Source organism: Micromonospora sp. NPDC049101 (assembly GCF_040648675.1).
Lineage (GTDB): Bacteria > Actinomycetota > Actinomycetes > Mycobacteriales > Micromonosporaceae > Micromonospora.
In genome coordinates this window covers 61,877-78,010 of record NZ_JBEZED010000002.1, presented here as the reverse complement: position 1 = coordinate 78,010, position 16,134 = coordinate 61,877, and the positions used below count along the sequence as shown (strand labels likewise).

The window sequence follows — 16,134 nt, the reverse complement described above, 5'->3', positions numbered from 1 at the left end:
GGGGTCAGCTCCCTCGATATGTCGAATAGCCGTACGGGCTCAGCAGCAGGGGCACGTGCAGGTGACGCCAGGCGTCGGTGACCACGAACACCACCGACACCTCCGGAAAGAACGCCCCGAGGCCGAGATAGCCACCGGTGTCGAAGCAGAGCCGGTACGTCCCTCGCGCCCAGCGCCGCTTCGGCACCCAGTTCCGCAAGCGCCCGTCCGCGTCGGTGCGTCCCGCCGCGACGTCGATCCACTCGTCGCCAGCCCACCGGTACAGGTGGACCAGCACTCCGTCGGCCGGTTCGCCCCGGGCGGTGTCGAGGACGTGCGTGGACAGACTCATTCGTTGGTCAGCTCCGTCAGTCGCAGCACGGCTATGCACGTCAACTCCGCCCGAACCACCTCCCGCTCGACCGCTGTCTCGTTGGCGAGCCGGGTTTGGGCTGCGGCGAGGATCTCCGCGGCTGTTCGCCCATTCGCGAAGATCAGGAAGAGGTGACCGAAGCGGTCCTCGTACGCCTGGTTGGCCGCACGCAGAGCGACCCGGGTCGCCTCGTCGCTGTCGGCGACGCCGGCCTGCTCTCGCCGGGACCAGGCCGCGTCACGTCCGTCGCCGTCGGCCCGTTGTCCGATCCGGGGGTGCGCCGCCAGCGCCTGGGCGATGTCCGGCCAGGAAAGCTCGGCGAGCACATCCGCCGCTGTGGTGAGAAGCGCTTGCTGGTCGGGATGGGGGCGGGCGGCGGTCACGGCACGCGCCCAGGCGGGCGATGCGCAGCAGGCCAGCAACTCCCGTTCGGCATCGCGCGCCGACAACTCGTTGAACCGTGTCAGACGCTGACTCACCGGGACCTCCCCTCCGTGCTGCGGCGGCGGTAGTCAAACAGCGCTGTGGGCGGCCGAGCATTGGGCAGGGAAACCGAATTTGAAACATTTCCGCCCTAGGGTCTCTGGAGCTTCCTCCAAGGCATGGAGGTGTCGATGCGCCTCAATGACGTCCTGGCCCAGCGCAATCTCCGATTGACCATGCTCAGCGGCCACCATCAGGGCGACCGGGTTGTCCAGCAGTTCTTCACCACGGATCTGCTCGACCCGAGCCGATATCTCTCCGGCGGCGAGGTGGTGCTCACCGGGCTGATGTGGCGACGCACCCCAGAGGACTCCGAGGTGTTCGCCGCGGCGGTGGCCCGAGCCGGCGTCAGCGCGGTCGGCGCGGGGGCGGCCGCGTACGGGACCGTCCCGGTCGACCTCGTCGAGGCGTGCGCCCGCCACGACGTCCCCGTGTTCGAGGTGCCCGTCGAGGTCTCCTTCACCACCATCAGTGACGCCATCGGGGCGACCCTGCGCATCGAGCAGGCCACCGGGCTCGCGGCGGTCGTGAACCGGCACCAGGGCCTGATCGCCGCCCTGACCGAGGACGCCCAACTCGCCGACCTGCTGCCCTCCGCCGCCGCCGACATCCCCTGCTGGGCGCTGTCCGCGACCGGCCGGCTCATCGCGGGGACGTCTCCGCTGGCCGACGACCTGCGTGCCCGCCTGGCGCGCACGTTCCTGACCGCACCTCGCCTGCCACACGTGCTCAGCGTCGCCCGAAACCGGCGATATTCCCTCTTTGCCGCAGGCACCCACCCCGGCCGGCGCCTCGACGCCTGGTTCCTGGCCTGTGCCGGCGACGTGACCACCTGGGACCACGACCGGCGACAGGCCGTCGAGGGCCTGACCACCCTGCTCGCCCTCGAACGGGCCCACCTCGACCGACATCTTCGCGTCGAACGACGCCTCGCCGCGCACCTCCTCCAGCCCCTCCTCGACGGTGCCGCGCCCGCCGAGATCGCGCCCCGCCTCGAGTCGTGCCGCCTCGACCCGGACGCCACATTCCTGGCACTCACCGCAGGGACCGCCGGGGGGTCACCCACCACCGACCTGGCGCTCACCATCGTCGAGGAGGTCGCGCGGCCGCTGGCACCCTCCGCCGCGATCGCGGAGATCGGCAGCGAGGTCCACGCGATCATCCAGCTCGCTCCCACACCCGACGGCTCAGCCCCGGCCGACGTCGTCGCGCGGATCCGCGACGCGGCGCGGGCGCTGACACCGGGCCTCAACGGTGCCCGGATCGCCATCGGGACTAGCGCCCCCGCGATCGGGGTCGCCGCGCTGGACGGCGCTGTCGAGGAGGCACGCCACGCCCACCGCTACGCCCTGACCGGCCCGGAGCAGGTCGCGGTGGTCGCCAGCGGTGACCTGTCCTCCCACGCGCTGCTGCTCGCCGCCGTCCCGGCCGAAGCCCGGCGAGCCTTCCACCGTCGACTGCTGCGCCCCCTGGCCGAGTACGACCGCTCCCACGACGCGCGCCTTGTGCACACACTCGACACGTTCCTTCGCTGCGACGGGTCGTGGACCCGCACCGCGAAACTGCTGCACGTCCACGTCAACACACTGCGCTACCGCATCCAGCGCATCGAACAACTCACCGGTCGTCAGCTGCGCCGCTTCGACGACCGCGTCGACCTGTATCTCGCACTCGAACTACAACGCCACTGAGCCGGACGTGTCAACGGCTCCGCTGTGCGAAAGCCCAACTTCCGGCGGCGCCCGTACGCCAGCGTTCGTGGCCTGAGCCAATGGGATGCGACGAGCCGCGCTGCTGAGATGGCTGGCAGGTGAGCCGACCAGGTTCGCGGGACGGGGTGTGGTGGTGGATCTGAACACGGTGCAGGCGGTAGTGGCGGCCACGGCCGCCGGTGCGTGGCGGCCGGGAGACGCGTGGCTGGCCGGTGGCACGTACCTGTTCTCCGAGCCGCAGCAGCACCTGCGTCGGCTCCGCGATCTGACCGACGAGGGTTGGTCGCCGCTGACCCTGACACCGCACGGGCTGGAGATCGCCGCGACCTGCACAATCTCCGAGCTGGCGACGTTCACCACGGCACCGCGCCCGATGATCCAGCGGGAGTTGATCCGGCAGTGCTGCGCGGCGTTCCTCGCCTCGTTCAAGATCTGGAGCGTGGCGACCGTGGGCGGCAACCTGTGCACGGCACTGCCCGCCGGTCCGATGATCTCGCTCGGCGCCGCCCTGGACGGTATCTGCCTGCTGCTAACCCCCGACGGTGGCCGGCGTGAGCTTCCGGTCGCCGAGTTCGTCACCGGCATCGGCACGACCGCCCTGGTCCCCGGGGAGTTCCTCCGTTCGATGACCCTGCCGGCCCCGGCGCTGCGCTGCCGTGCCGCGTTCCGAAAGGGATCGTTGTTTCCGTTCGGCCGGTCCGCCGTGTTGCTCATCGGTCGCACCGACCCGGTCGACGGGTCGTTCGTGCTCACTGTGACCGCGTCGACGGTGCGGCCGGTGCAGCTGCGGTTCGACACCGTACCGTCGGCGACCGTACTGCGGCAGGCGGTCATGGATGGCATTCCCGCCCAGCAGTACGTCGACGACGTGCACGGGATGCCTGCGTGGCGACGACATCTCACTCTCGTCTTCGCCGAACAGATCCGCACCGAACTCGCCGAGTGGAACGCGTCGTGAACGATCGCGCCGTCGTGGTCGACGGCGAAATCTGCGCCGAGGCACCGCGACCCGGGCAGTGCCTGCGCACCTACCTGCGCGAACGAGGCCGTTTCGGGGTCAAGAAGGGTTGCGACGCCGGCGACTGCGGCGCCTGCACCGTGCACCTGGACGGCCTGCCCGTGCACAGCTGCGTGTACCCGGCGGTCCGCGCCCAGGGCCGCAGGGTGGCCACGATCGAGGGTCTCGCCACGGCCGCCGGGCTACACCCGGTGCAGCAGCGTTTCCTGGACGCGCAGGGCTTCCAATGCGGCTTCTGTACCGCCGGGTTCATCATGACCACCGCCGCGCTCGACGACGACCAACTCGACTCGCTGCCCGAGACGTTGAAGGGCAACCTGTGTCGCTGCACCGGCTACCGGGCGATCGAGGACGCGATCCGCGGCGTCCGTCATGTCGAGGAGCCGGGTCCGGGCGCGTCGGTGGGGGTGAATCTTCCGGCACCGGCCGGGCCACAGGTGGTCACCGGCACCGCCCGGTACACCTTCGACGTCGAGGTGCCCGGCCTGCTGCATCTCAAGGTGCTGCGCTCGCCTCATCCGCACGCGCGGATCCTGTCGGTCGACGCTCGCGACGCCCTCGCGCTGCCGGGCGTGCACGCGGTGCTGACCCACGCCGACGCTCCCGATCGGCGCTACTCGACGGCGCAGCATGAGCACGCGAGTGACGACCCGGCCGACACCAGGGTCCTCGACGACGTGGTGCGTTACGTGGGGCAGCGGGTCGCGGTGGTGGTCGCCGACTCCGAGGCCGCCGCCGAGGAGGGGTGTCGGCATGTCACGGTCCGGTACCAGGTGCTACCGGCGGTCACCGATCCCGAGGAGGCGATGACCCCGGGCGCACCGGCCCTGCACGGCGACAAGGGCACCGAGGCGGGCATCGCCCGTCCGGCCGACAACGTGGCCGGCGAGGTGCACGCCGAGGTTGGTGACGTCGACGCCGGCCTCGCTGCCGCCGACCTGTTGTATGAGCAGACGTTCCGCACCCAGCGGGTGCAGCATGCCAGCCTGGAGACCCACGGGGCCCTGGCGTACGTCGACGACGACGGCCGGCTGACCGTACGATCCAGCACCCAGACCCCGTTCCTGACCCGCCGCGCGCTGTGCCGGCTGTTCGATCTGCCGGAGGAGCAGGTCCGGGTGGTCGCCGGGCGGGTCGGCGGGGGGTTCGGCGGCAAGCAGGAGATGCTCGTCGAGGACCTCGTCGTCCTCGCCGCGCTGCGTACCGGCCGCCCGGTGAAGCTGGAGTACACCCGTGCGGAGCAGTTCACCGCCGCCACCACCCGCCACCCCTTCACCGTCCGTGTGACAGCCGGCGCACGCCGCGACGGCACCCTCACCGGCATCCGTCTCCGGGTCGTCTCCAACACCGGCGCCTACGGCAATCACGGCCCCGGCGTACTGTTCCACAGCTGCCACGAATCACTCTCGGTGTACCGGTGCCCGAACAAGAGAGTGGACGGTTACGCCGTCTACACGAACACGGTGCCCGCCGGGGCGTTCCGCGGATATGGTCTCGGGCAGGTCAGCTTCGCCGTCGAGTCAGCACTCGACGAGGTGGCCCGGCGTCTCGACATCGACCCGGTCACCGTGCGCGCCCGCAACATCGTCCGGCCCGGTGATCCCCTTGTCGCTCCCGCCGGTCACGACAGCGACCTGAGCCTGGGCAGCTACGGGCTGGACCAGTGCCTGGAAATCGTCGACGCCGCGGCACGGGAGGACACCGGCCCCCCCGCCCCCTCGGGTTGGCTCACCGGGCAGGGCATGGCGATGTCGATGATCGCCACCGCACCACCCGGGGGACACTACGCGGACGCACGTGTCACCCTGCTCTCCGACGGGCGCTACGAGGTGACGGTCGGTACCGCCGAGTTCGGCAACGGCAGCACCACCGTGCACCAGCAACTCGCCGCCGAGACGCTGGGCACGACACCCGACCGGGTCGGCATCCGCCAGTCGGACACCAACCTGGTCCGCCACGACACCGGCGCTTTCGGCTCGACCGGCACGATCGTCGGGGGTACCGCGGTCCTGCGCGCCTGCCAGGCGCTCCGCGAGCGGCTGCTCACCCTCGCATCCGAGCACAGCGGCGTACCGGTCACCGACTGCCGGCTCGGCACCGACGCCCTCGACTGCGCCGGCAGCCGCCTGCCCCTGCGGGACCTGTGGGAACACACCCACGCGACCGGCCAGCAGGTGGCTGCCGACGGACACTGCGCAGGCAGCCCACGCTCGGTCGCGTTCAACGCGCAGTGGTTCCGCATCGCGGTCGATCCCGTAACGGGGGAGATCCGGATTCTGCGCAGCGTCCACGCGGCCGACGCCGGCACGGTGATGAACCCGATGCAGTGTCGTGGCCAGGTCGAGGGCGGCGTCGCCCAGGCCATCGGCGCCACCCTCCACGAGGAGGTACGTGTCGACGCCTACGGAGTGGTGACCACGGCCGCGTTCCGCCAGTATCACCTTCCGACATTTGCCGACATACCCCGGACCGAGGTCCACTTTGCCCAGACCAACGACGCCACCGGACCGCTCGGGGCGAAATCGATGAGCGAGAGCCCGTTCAACCCGGTCGCTCCCGCGCTGGCCAACGCGCTGCGCGACGCTACCGGCTTCCGCTTCACCGACCTGCCACTCACCGCCGACCGGGTCTGGCTCGCCCTCGCCGAGCGTCGTCCCACAGCGGACAGGGATGACCTCGGGCACGATGATCGGCCCACCCGTCCGGCACGATGAAGCGAAGATCCTCCCATCTGTACAAATAGGAGTCCGGTTCTGGTTCTCCGAGCGCGGGGCGTCTGGTCATCCCATCGCGTCAAGGTCGCGGACGGCGAAGCTGTGGTGCGCCCATTCCTCGTTGAAGATGACCCGCAGGCACGCCGAGGCGGCGCGAAGGCCGAGCGACGGCCAGCCGGGCGGGGCGTTCGGCTCGCGTACCCGGTCCAGGTCCTCCTGGGTGACGGTGGCGAGGAACTCCCGTACCTCGGTCATGCGGCCGGCCCGGACCGCCACCACCTCGGCGAAGCTCGGATCGGCACCCATGTCGATGCCGAGGTCCGCACCGTTCGTGATGAACGTCGCCGGCAACCCGAGCGGGTGGTACGGCCGTTCCCGGCCCAGTACCGCCTGACCGAACCACAGGTCGGTCGCCATCACCAGATGCCGCAGTGTCTGGACGAACGACCACTCCCCGTCGACCGACCGGTGCAGATCCTCCTCCGGCAGCGACTCCGCCCGCGCCATCGTCGGCGCCCAGAACGCCTCCACGGTTTCCCACGCGGCACGCATATCGTCCGGTGTGGACGGACGCAACTTCGTGCGCTCCGGGTACATCCGGTCCAACTCGGCCTCGACCAGCGGTGCCACCTCGACGCCGTTGACCCGAAGCCCGTCAATGACCCCGTCGATGTCGGCGCCGTTGAGCAGGGCACCCCTGATCCGGGTACCGCTCAGATCCACCTCGCGGAACACGCTGCCCGCGAAGTTCGTCTCGATGAACTCGGTGCCGCTCAGGTCGTCGGGTCCCGTGTAGGTGGCCATCGCCGGATCGTAGTACCCGGGACCGACAGCGATCGGCGTACCGCGTCAACGGAGATGGTCCGTACGGGCACACCCATGCACCTGCGCCCGCCGAATGGCCGAGATCTCCGAGCGGGAAGGACTCGACGCCCAAGCCGCCGACTGGTGGGCTGCGCCGCCCACCTCGGCGACCCCGACGCCCTGGAGTACGTCCCAGTCTTCATCGACCCCGCCGACGAGAGCTGATCACCGAACGCGACGAATCAGCCCCGGACGTGGAGAACTCGCACCAGTCGAATAACCCCTGCCGCTTGTGCTGGCGGCGCCGCCCGTTCGCGTCGGGCGGGAGGTCGATGATGAAGAACCAGCGGGTCTGGTCGTTGGCGAGGCGGTAGTTGTAGACAGCCATGAGGCTGCACCTCCGCAGTAACGGGATCGAGGGATGCAACCCACGTTAAGCGATCTCCGTTACCGCCAGCGTTACCGCAAGATCACACGTGATCTTCTACATCCGCTGGTGAATACCAGTCGGGACGGCCGGATTCGAACCGACGACCCCTTGACCCCCAGTGAACTAGCAGGTCTACCGGCGGCTGCCGGACGATACCGCCTCCTGCCGATTATCAAGGTCAGCGGCCGGCGGCGGTCCGAGGCAGGTCGGGCTCTACCGGTCCCTCCCGGGCCGTCCGTGAGACGGTTGTGAGATCTCACGGGCGGCCCGGCCGCGGAGGAGAAGCGCTAGAGAACGGCACCAGCGCCTCCGCCACCGAACGCTCGAGGCACAGACCTCTAAACAGCTGGTACCACTTCCTCCCGCGCCCGTACTCCGACGCACGTGACTGGCGTCGGCGTCAGCGACCAAGCTGTCGATTCGGCTCCTCAAGCATGTCGCTTATCTCGAGTCGGCTGGCGGCCGCTGGCATGATCCGCGTAGTGCCGTGGGCGAGCTCCACCAACGCCGACCGCGCGCGGCCTGGGCCGAAGCAACTACGCGGCCGCCGAGGAACGCGAAGCGGAAATGATCGGTCACTCCTCCTTCGACGAGCCCGAGCTGGCCGCGACAGCGGGGAGGACTCGCCGTTGGACACCGGCAAGCAGACGTGGCTGACCCGGGTCACCGCCGCCTATGCCCAATCCCCCATGGTAGCCCGGACGCTCGTTGCCGCCCGGCTCGGGGCGGCCCAGGATGCCCCGCAACTATGGATTGGAGATGCCCAACGATGAGAAGCTGGGGTTGAACCTCGCCTTCAACCGATCCTTCTCCATCCCGGCCATCGCCGCGGTGCACACCGCCACCGGGGAGCTGACCGAGCGCACCCAGAAGCGCATCGACGACACCGGCCTGCTGATGTACGAGATGGTGCTCAACGGGTTCGACCAGCCACGCGGCCGGGACACGCTGCGCCGGGTCAACCAGATCCACCGCACGTACAACATTCCCAAGGACGACTATCCCCACGTGCTCGGCTGCCTAAAGGTCATCCCGACCCGGTGGCTGTAGCAGTACGGCTGGCGCCAACTCTGCTGCCAAGAAACGCAGGCCACGTACCTTTTCTACCGGGAGCTGGGTCGGCGGATGGGCATCACCGAGATCCCCGGCTCCTACGAGGAGTTCGAGGTCTGGTTCCACGCCCACGATGCGACCCACCTGCAGCCCAACGACGACGCCGCTGCGATCGAGCGAGCCACGAGGAGCTGATGCTCACCCGCATCCCCAAGCCCCTCGCTCCGCTAGGTGACGCGCGGGTCAGCGCCATGTACGACGCGCCGCTCCGGCGCGCGATGCGAGCCGATGCGCAGGCTTGGCCGGTCCGGGCCGGCCTGCACGCGGCGCTGAAGCTTCGGTCGCGGCTGCAGCGGTAATTCGCCGGGCCGCGGACAACGGCGATGTTCGCCGATGGAATTAGGGGCAAGAGCTATCCCAACGGGTATGAGATCAGCCAGCTCGGTCCGCCGGGCCGGGAAATTGTTGACTCAGCGCATGATCAGCGGGCCTGCGCGGATTTCGGTACCATAGCGCTTTGGGTTGCCCGCCCGCCCAGCGGCTGCCAAAGCCGCACCGGCCTGATAGTCCTGAATCGGGACCTCAGATCAGGAGGCATGGTCTAAGCAGAAGGTTAGCCGTCGCCTACGACGACGAACGGCGCCCAATGCTCTGGGTGGCGCGAGAACCGCTGCATTGTGCCGTCACGGCGGGCAACTGGGGGCAACCCGGCAGCGGCTGCGAAACTGTTCAGCTCCGTATCGGTCGCGTCGCGCATCCAGCGCTGGGCGCGGCTCATCGCCCTGCCGGGCCGCATAGGGCCTTCGGTCGAGTCCGGATCTCCGGTGTGCAGATAGGTGTAGAAGCGAGCCATGAGCACGGGCGCCGACACGTCTTGCACCGGCCACAGCGAGCCGACGGCCGTAGTTGCCCCGGCGAGGAGTAGACCAGCCGGCATGCCCAACGCCTCTTCGGGAGTGTGAACGATGTCGGTGATGGCGGTCTCGCAGGCTGAGGCGACGACTAGACGAACGCCAGCGAGCACCGGCGCGTCAAACAGCTCTCGAAGGGTCAGCGCCGTCCCCTGAGCGAGCAGCAGCCGGGAGTCGAGAGGGTTCTCCGGTTCGTAGACTCCGTGGCACGCAAGGTGCAGATGTGTGACCCCAGGAAGCGCCGCGACGAGCGCCTCCTTCGTCGCGTCTTGGCCAGCCATGACTGGCGGGCCCGGAAACGTCAGGGAGATGGCCGCCACTTCCGCGATGGTGCCGGGCAGCGGCGCGTCTGTGGGCAACGGCTCCGCGACACACAGCAGGCGTGCATCTGTGGCCACGGAGGCGGCACCACGTACGGCTTGCAGTGCACGCGCCGATGGGGTGTACGACACATCGATATCGTCAATCAAACATCGCTGGCCGCCTCCCTGGCGGAACCGCGCAGCGTGCAGCGGCAGCGCAGCAAGAAGCCCACAAGGAACCAGCACTGCCTCGGTGTCCCCGCGTTCCGCCAGCCGGGCGGCAACTGGCGCGGCCACCCCGTCGCCGACGAGATCTAAAAGGGGTTCTGTGGACGGCGAGCTGGCATTCAGCATGGCCCTTAGCAGCTGTGGCTCCGTCAGCTCGCCGGGCACGGCGTCGATGTTCCCGGACTCCCCAACCAGTAGGGCGACGCTGCCGTGCTGCGCGGTGACCAGATAGACCACCGGCGCGGCACCTCCAGCCACCCTCAGAGCTGCACTCGCATCGGTGAAACCAAACTCAGCGAAGCCTGGCGTGGCGCGGATGTCCACCAGGACGGCCCGCAACTGAGCGTCCGCGTCAGTGACCGCACCGTACAACCGGCTTCGATCCGGGGCCCCGTGGTCTCCGGCGCGCTGCTGAGCATCCAGTGTGGTGAGGCGTGCAGCGGCGACCCGGTAGGCGACAGCAAGGTGCGGCACTACCTGCTCCAGCCGCGCCAGATCGGCACGGTCCCGATTCAAGAGCCGGCTCACTTCTCGAGCACGCGCGGTTTCCAACAGGAGTGCTGCACCCTGGACGTCCCCTGCACGAAACATGGCATAGGCCGCTTCTCGGTGCAGATTGCCGATTCGGCGAAGTTCAGCGTTACGCCCAGTAGTAAGCGTCGCTGACGCATAAGCGGTCTCTGCGGCAGCCACCGCGCCGCGCCATGCTTCGGCGGCGGCCGGCCAGTCCCCGTTGTCGCTATCCAGCCCGCCAAGCAGCGACAGCGCGGACATGACGAGATCGGATGCGCCGGTCTTGGATGCAGCCCGGGCGGCCCCGGCTAAGAGAGCATGGGCGCGAGGGAGGTCGTCACGCTGTGCACGTTTGAGCAGCGCGCGGGATAGGCCGATCGCCGACTCCGACCAGTGTCCCGGCACTTCGTCGATCGGTCTTGCCGCGAGTGCTTCCTCATGAAGCCGCACGATCTCGTCAGGACTGGTTGCACCTAGCCGTTCCAAAAGTTCCGCACGGTTGTTGCGAGCGGCCGAACCGTCGTGTCGCAGCTGGTCACGGTCATAGATTTCCAACGCAGCGCCATTGTGACCGACGGCTTCCCGAAGGTCGTCCTCGGTCGCGTCGACCTGGTTTAACAGCGACCTGGCGAAGTTATCACTGATGTGGGCGTACTGGATCGGATCGTCCTCTACGGATGCGAGCCGCAGAGCCTCGCGGAAGATCGCCACAGACCGGGCGATATCGACCTGCCCGGTGCGCGCACCGCTGAGCGCAAGGGTCGTCGCCATGGCGTCCAGCGCGGCGACGACGTCCCGCCGGTCACCGACGTCCGAATAGAGATCGCGGGCCGTAGTAGCGAAGCGCAGTGACTGTGCGAGGTTGGCGTCCGGATCACCCCGGAGCCGCCCTCGGTAGACCAAGCTCAAGTTAAGGGAGGCATGGGCTCGCGCGCGAAGATCTGTAAGCGTCCGCAGCGCCGTTGTTAGGTGACGCCGCGCCTCCTCTAGGTTCGCCGGATCGTCGGACATGATGTGATCGGACATCATTAGGCCTAAATTGCACCTAGCCGTAGCCCATCCCTCGGGATCACGCGCGCACGTGAGGACTGTCAGCGCCGCCCGTTGGCGAGCCACCGCCCGACCGACGTTGCGGCGACGATCGTCGGGATGCTGCCAGTAGACAACTGCCAGCGTGCCAAGTGCGCGGGCCCACTCGAGCGGGTAAGCCGTTCGCGGCAGAAGTCCAAGTGCGCGGCGCAGTGCGGCGATCGCCAAATCGATGTTTCGGCGTAGATCTCCGGAACTGACATGGCGCCGCGCAATCGCGGACGTGATGAGCGCCTCGCCCGCCAGATATCCGGCGCCTGCCCGCTCCAGCTGTATCGCCGCATCGGTTGCCTTGCCCGCCGCCGTCTCGTAGTCGCCCGCCGCCAGCTCACCGTATGCGGCTGCCAGCAGGTCCAGGCCTGGCGCCTTGGCGAGCTCTGGGCGGTCAGGCCGGTTAGGAGCCGCTGCACTGTCCTCTGGACCGGTGAGAAAGTCGCGAGCCGCAGCGGCCAGTTCGTGGCCAAGCGGCGTCAGCCACTGCAGCGCCGCTGCGGCGAACTCGACCGCCTCGGCCTCCAGACCGGCGGCACGGCACATCCGGGCCAGCTGAAACGCTGCGGCAGCTGCTCGGGCTGGCTCGTCAGCTCGGGCATACTCGTCGATCGCCTCGCGGAGCAGCGACCTCGCGTTGTCGAGTTCGCCCCATTCGGCGTGGTAGTCAGCGAGCGCTTGTATGCAGCGCGCCTCACCCGCATGATCGCCGAGGGCGCGGAAGAGGTCCAGCGCCCGCTGGGAGTAGTCAAGCGCGAGGTCAGTGTCGCCCAGCTCGGCAACGACGCCCTCGAGGTTGCCGTACGTCCGGGCCTCGCCTTGTCGATCGCCCAATGCCCGGTAGATTGAGGCCGCACGCTGCAGGCGGTCGACCGCCTGTTCGGGCTCGTGCAGTCCGCATAGCGCTAGGCCGAGGTGGGCTAATGCTTTAGCGCGGATAAGATCCTCCCCCACGGCCGCTGCGTGCTGCTCGACGGTGGTGAATACCTGCGCGGCGCGCTCGTTGTCTCCCATCTGCTGCACCGCGATGCCGTAGTTGTGCAGCATCCGCAACGCCGAACGGCCACGCTGCTGGCCGGCGAACGCCACTCCGGCGAGCGATACCTCCGCCAGTTCTGGCCAGCGCTCAAGCTGGACCAGCAACGGCGCTATCGCATCCACAGCAGCTAGCAGCTCAGCGTTTGGTTCCTGGGGGGCTGCCCGAACGGCAGCCAGCAGATCGGCAACCGCGATTGTGAAGCGCTCCTGCTCCAGGTCCCTGCCCGGTAGGTGCACTCTCCGCTCCTTCCGAACGGCGGCTGCGTACATGCCCGGGCGTCACAGTCCATCCGAGCTCCCCGACGCCGACGGCAGGTGCTCGCAGGCTAGTACAGACCTGACGATTCTGGTACGCCGGCCGACTTCACTCATTGGGGCGAGTGCAGGGCCAGCCAGCGAAGAGGTGCGACTAAGCTCGACGTATGGCGACCGACCAAGCGCGCGCACCTCAGGCACTGTCGGCTGAGGACGCTGAGGTGGCTGTCGACATCCTCCGCGCTCTTCTCGCACAAGAGTTTGCAGAGACGCGCTGGGATGAGGTCGAGCGGCTAATCAACGCGCTGAAAGACGCCGTCGCAGCGGGGAATTTTGACGCCTTCGACGCCGCTGTGGTCGAACTGGAGCTCGTCGGGCCGATCCGGGTCACCCGGTTGGGCTCCATCCCGGTGGTGCCACCGCCTTCACGGGTCCGGGAACGAGTCAACAGACTTATCCACGAACTCGTGAAGCCGTCGTCCTCACCGCAGGAGCCCAATGACCGGCCTGCCCGTCATTGACCAAGAGCTAGTCGTCCACCTCTTTGCCCCAACTGACGGTCCACACGCCGCGGCAGCGTACAACGAGCTGCAGCAGCTCTGGCTGCGATGCCGAACCCTGCTCGGCATGGTGGAGGCAGTGCCCGGAGTAGGACTGCCCAACTACCTGCCGGCCGCTCTATCGGACCTGCCACGAGCGGCGGAGGTGGGACTCGCCGCTCAGGGGCGGACCGACCTGGCGGTACAGGCCATCGTGCGCCTTCACCATGATGTGTTGAACCTGTCTGTCGTACTGTCGCCTAGCGGGGCGCCGCCCCTCAATGGCGGGGACCTAGCAAAGGCTCTGAGGACCGGCTGGGCGAGCTTAGACCAAACGTGGGATCGCGTGGCGGGTCGTTGGACGGGTGCGTTGCTCGGTGCCTCCAGGGTGTACCAAGCCAAGCTCACCTCGGTTGACCCTGTGAGAGCCGATCCCGATCTCGGCGAGCGGGTCCGGTCCTTGCTACCTCCCGCAGCAGAGGAGGAAAGTTGGTGGCGCGACGGCGTCGAACTCCTCGGCGGCATTGCGCTGTGGGAATGTGGCAGACAGCTGGACGACCGCTCGGAGCGGCGCCTCGTCGTGATCGCTCCTTTGGATCGTGACCCACAGCTCAGCGCTTGGACGTGGTCGCGCGGTGATGAATACATCCCGCCGCTCGCTCGCCATCTATTGCACGCCGCCAAGATTCGTTACGGGCTTCGAGTCTGGATGGCAGCGAACGAGCACCGCCGTGTCGATGGGGTGGTCGCTGCGCTGGAAGAGGCAGTGGAACAAGTACGCCTGGGCGACCGAGCGGTGGAGGGAGCCGCACATCCCGAGTACCTCATGGTCCTGGCCGATCACGAAATGGAGGCGACGAGGGTCGCATCCAGGGTGCGCCGGCTGCGCCGGTCGGTGGAGATCGCCCTGGCAAACATACGGCAGGCGCTTGGTCCCGACGCCGATGCCCTGCTTGGTAGTTCCGGGCCGCTGGCTGACGACCGCAAGCTCGGGGAGTGGCTGATCGCCCGGCTTGACGATGACCTGTTCCACCTCGATGAGGCCGCCACTCAGGCCCGATACATCGCTAACCTGCTCGACCGGCCGAGTCCCCGAGCGCCGCAGGCCCTCGCTGTCGCAGTCGAGCCGCCAACGGCACCGTCGAGCATCGGCGGCGCGCAGCCGATGGCCGGGGACAGGACTGTAGTGGCAGACGGCGACCACCGCCTACCCGACCGCGTAGAGGACGACGCCGCCGAACTAGTAACTCACCACCACCCTCTGGAGGTTCGAGTGCCCGACGCACGTTCCGTCTTCGTCATTCACGGCCGCGACGCAGCGGCCCTCAAAGCGGTTCGAGGCCTCCTGCAGGGTCTGGATCTCAAGCCACTGGACTGGGAGCAGGTGGTCGCACGAACTGAAAGCGCGGCACCGAACCTCATTGACGTACTCGATAAGGCATTTGAGGACATCCAAGCAGCCGTGGTGCTGCTGACCCCCGATGATGCGGCGGCCCTGCACCCGAACCTGCACGGACCGAACGAGCCGGCGTACGAGACCAAACCGACCGGCCAGGCGCGTCCCAACGTTCTCTTCGAGGCGGGCATGGCGCTGGCCCGATACAGGACCCGGACAGTAATAATTGAGATCGGGGAGCTGCGGCCGTTCTCAGACCTTGGGGGCGTGAACGTGATCAAGTTCGACGGTACGGCCGAGAAGCTGAACAAGATTGCCCAACGGTTAGCGGGAGCCGGTTGCGCGGTGGACATGTCTGGGTCGGACTGGCTGGATACTGATCGCTTCACCGGTCTAGACGCCTACACGCGACGCCCCTGACGTCCTGATGAGAAGAGCGGTGTGGGGCAACTGGGCGTCCGTCCATCCTGGCTGGCAGAGTTTGACGACCGCGCCGCCGCGCCACACGGACGGTCACAATGAGTCTAGGAAATCCTGTAACTCCAGCCGGTCCAGTTCGGCGAACTCCTCGGGAGGAACAACGATCGAGAACTTGCCCGCGATCACATGCGGCCGTGACGCGGCGACGAACGACAACAAGATCAACTTGATCAGGGCCGATCGTTGTAGCGCATCGACCCTGGCCAGCCCGGCGCCGATCACAGGCATTGCAATCCGGCCGCGTTGCCCCCGCCGGTGTGCCACCGACCAGAGTTGACCCAGGCTACGCCACAGTTCATCAGGGCCGGACTGCGCGACCAGGTCCGAGGCCATAACGCTGTACGCGACACAGAGAAAGAGTCGTTGCGGGGTGCCCAGTACAGCGACCGTACCCACCGGGTAGCGCGTCCGTTTGCCGTGCGGCTTCACCTGGGGCGCAATGGCGGCTACGGGAGGGACGCCCGCGACGGCCATCTCCAGCTCCGCGTCGAGCCGGGCCAGATCGTTGCCATAAATCCGGCCAAGGAACTGGCCCTGCACGCTGTCGTGCCTGATAATCCGGTCTTCCCTGGTATCCGTGTCGAACACGTCCGTGAACCCAATGACGAGGTGAGCCTCTGTCTGGTCGAACAGGTCGCCTGGGACGATCTCGATCAAGCAATCTGGGTGCCTCAGGCGCCGCTGCACCCGGCTCGGCGGCCACGCTCGTACAGCGCCGTACGCCACTGAGGCGACGACCACAACGAGTGCGACCACGAGTTCACGTCGAGGATAAATGGACCGATTCCAGATCGCCTGATAGGTCTGCAAGAGTAACGCCACGGAG

Annotated in this window: 11 protein-coding genes and 1 pseudogene; 6 read left to right on the top strand and 6 right to left on the bottom strand. The window is 68.0% G+C overall.

What is annotated here, in order from left to right; genetic code table 11:
- Positions 1–4 precede the first annotated feature (4 nt).
- Together uraH and uraD are read right to left on the bottom strand one after the other, a co-directional pair.
- Positions 5–331, bottom strand: coding sequence for a hydroxyisourate hydrolase (uraH, locus tag AB0B57_RS03035; RefSeq protein ID WP_357064616.1), 327 nt, complete (start codon positions 329–331; stop codon positions 5–7).
- Complete coding sequence (gene uraD, locus AB0B57_RS03030) at positions 328–831, bottom strand: 2-oxo-4-hydroxy-4-carboxy-5-ureidoimidazoline decarboxylase (RefSeq protein ID WP_357064615.1); 504 nt, start codon at positions 829–831, stop codon at positions 328–330. Before uraD ends, uraH begins: the two co-directional genes overlap by 4 nt.
- A 135-nt stretch (positions 832–966) precedes the next feature.
- Here uraD and AB0B57_RS03025 point away from each other — a divergent pair, with 135 nt between their 5' ends.
- From AB0B57_RS03025 to AB0B57_RS03015, 3 genes are all read left to right on the top strand, one after another.
- Complete coding sequence (locus AB0B57_RS03025; protein ID WP_357064613.1) at positions 967–2,526, top strand: helix-turn-helix domain-containing protein; 1,560 nt, start codon at positions 967–969, stop codon at positions 2,524–2,526.
- Between the two features lie 154 nt (positions 2,527–2,680).
- Positions 2,681–3,505, top strand: coding sequence for an FAD binding domain-containing protein (locus AB0B57_RS03020; RefSeq protein ID WP_357064611.1), 825 nt, complete (start codon positions 2,681–2,683; stop codon positions 3,503–3,505).
- The gene (locus tag AB0B57_RS03015; RefSeq protein WP_357064610.1) at positions 3,502–6,279 is read left to right on the top strand and encodes a molybdopterin cofactor-binding domain-containing protein; all 2,778 of its coding nucleotides are present in this window, start codon (positions 3,502–3,504) and stop codon (positions 6,277–6,279) included. The genes AB0B57_RS03020 and AB0B57_RS03015 overlap by 4 nt, the downstream gene beginning before the upstream one ends.
- A 66-nt stretch (positions 6,280–6,345) precedes the next feature.
- Here AB0B57_RS03015 and AB0B57_RS03010 read toward each other — a convergent pair whose 3' ends face one another.
- Positions 6,346–7,083 (bottom strand): DinB family protein, encoded by a 738-nt coding sequence (locus AB0B57_RS03010; RefSeq protein WP_357064609.1) that lies wholly within the window; start codon positions 7,081–7,083, stop codon positions 6,346–6,348.
- Positions 7,084–7,282: 199 nt separating this feature from the next.
- The gene (locus AB0B57_RS03005) at positions 7,283–7,471 is read right to left on the bottom strand and encodes a hypothetical protein (RefSeq protein ID WP_357064607.1); all 189 of its coding nucleotides are present in this window, start codon (positions 7,469–7,471) and stop codon (positions 7,283–7,285) included.
- An 816-nt stretch (positions 7,472–8,287) separates the two neighbouring features.
- On the opposite strand from AB0B57_RS03005, the pseudogene AB0B57_RS03000 reads away from it, so the two are divergent.
- Positions 8,288–9,015, top strand: a pseudogene (locus AB0B57_RS03000) (oxygenase MpaB family protein); the annotation flags it as partial.
- A gap of 164 nt (positions 9,016–9,179) precedes the next feature.
- On the opposite strand, the gene AB0B57_RS02995 reads toward AB0B57_RS03000, so the two are convergent.
- On the bottom strand, positions 9,180–12,875 hold the full coding sequence (locus tag AB0B57_RS02995; protein WP_357064605.1) for a CHAT domain-containing tetratricopeptide repeat protein: 3,696 nt from the start codon (positions 12,873–12,875) through the stop codon (positions 9,180–9,182).
- 185 nt (positions 12,876–13,060) lie between these two features.
- Here AB0B57_RS02995 and AB0B57_RS02990 point away from each other — a divergent pair, with 185 nt between their 5' ends.
- Both AB0B57_RS02990 and AB0B57_RS02985 read left to right on the top strand, forming a co-directional pair.
- Positions 13,061–13,414, top strand: a complete 354-nt coding sequence (locus AB0B57_RS02990; protein WP_357064603.1) for a CATRA system-associated protein — start codon at positions 13,061–13,063, stop codon at positions 13,412–13,414.
- Positions 13,392–15,248 carry a CATRA conflict system CASPASE/TPR repeat-associated protein gene (locus AB0B57_RS02985; RefSeq protein ID WP_357064601.1) on the top strand — a complete coding sequence of 619 codons (1,857 nt, stop codon included), beginning with the start codon at positions 13,392–13,394 and terminating at the stop codon, positions 15,246–15,248. The genes AB0B57_RS02990 and AB0B57_RS02985 overlap by 23 nt, the downstream gene beginning before the upstream one ends.
- Before the next feature lie 93 nt (positions 15,249–15,341).
- Here the strand turns inward: AB0B57_RS02985 and AB0B57_RS02980 are convergent, their stop codons facing one another.
- Positions 15,342–15,965, bottom strand: a complete 624-nt coding sequence (locus AB0B57_RS02980) for a macro domain-containing protein (RefSeq protein WP_357064599.1) — start codon at positions 15,963–15,965, stop codon at positions 15,342–15,344.
- Positions 15,966–16,134 lie beyond the last annotated feature (169 nt).

Excerpts from the sequence above, each read along its gene's own strand:
- uraH (WP_357064616.1), bottom strand. The coding sequence starts at position 331 with ATGAGTCTGTCCACGCACGTCCTCGACACCGCCCGGGGCGAACCGGCC.
- AB0B57_RS03025 (WP_357064613.1), top strand. The coding sequence starts at position 967 with ATGCGCCTCAATGACGTCCTGGCCCAGCGCAATCTCCGATTGACCATG.
- AB0B57_RS03010 (WP_357064609.1), bottom strand. The coding sequence starts at position 7,083 with ATGGCCACCTACACGGGACCCGACGACCTGAGCGGCACCGAGTTCATC.
- AB0B57_RS03005 (WP_357064607.1), bottom strand. The coding sequence starts at position 7,471 with ATGGCTGTCTACAACTACCGCCTCGCCAACGACCAGACCCGCTGGTTC.
- AB0B57_RS02990 (WP_357064603.1), top strand. The coding sequence starts at position 13,061 with ATGGCGACCGACCAAGCGCGCGCACCTCAGGCACTGTCGGCTGAGGAC.
- AB0B57_RS02985 (WP_357064601.1), top strand. The coding sequence starts at position 13,392 with ATGACCGGCCTGCCCGTCATTGACCAAGAGCTAGTCGTCCACCTCTTT.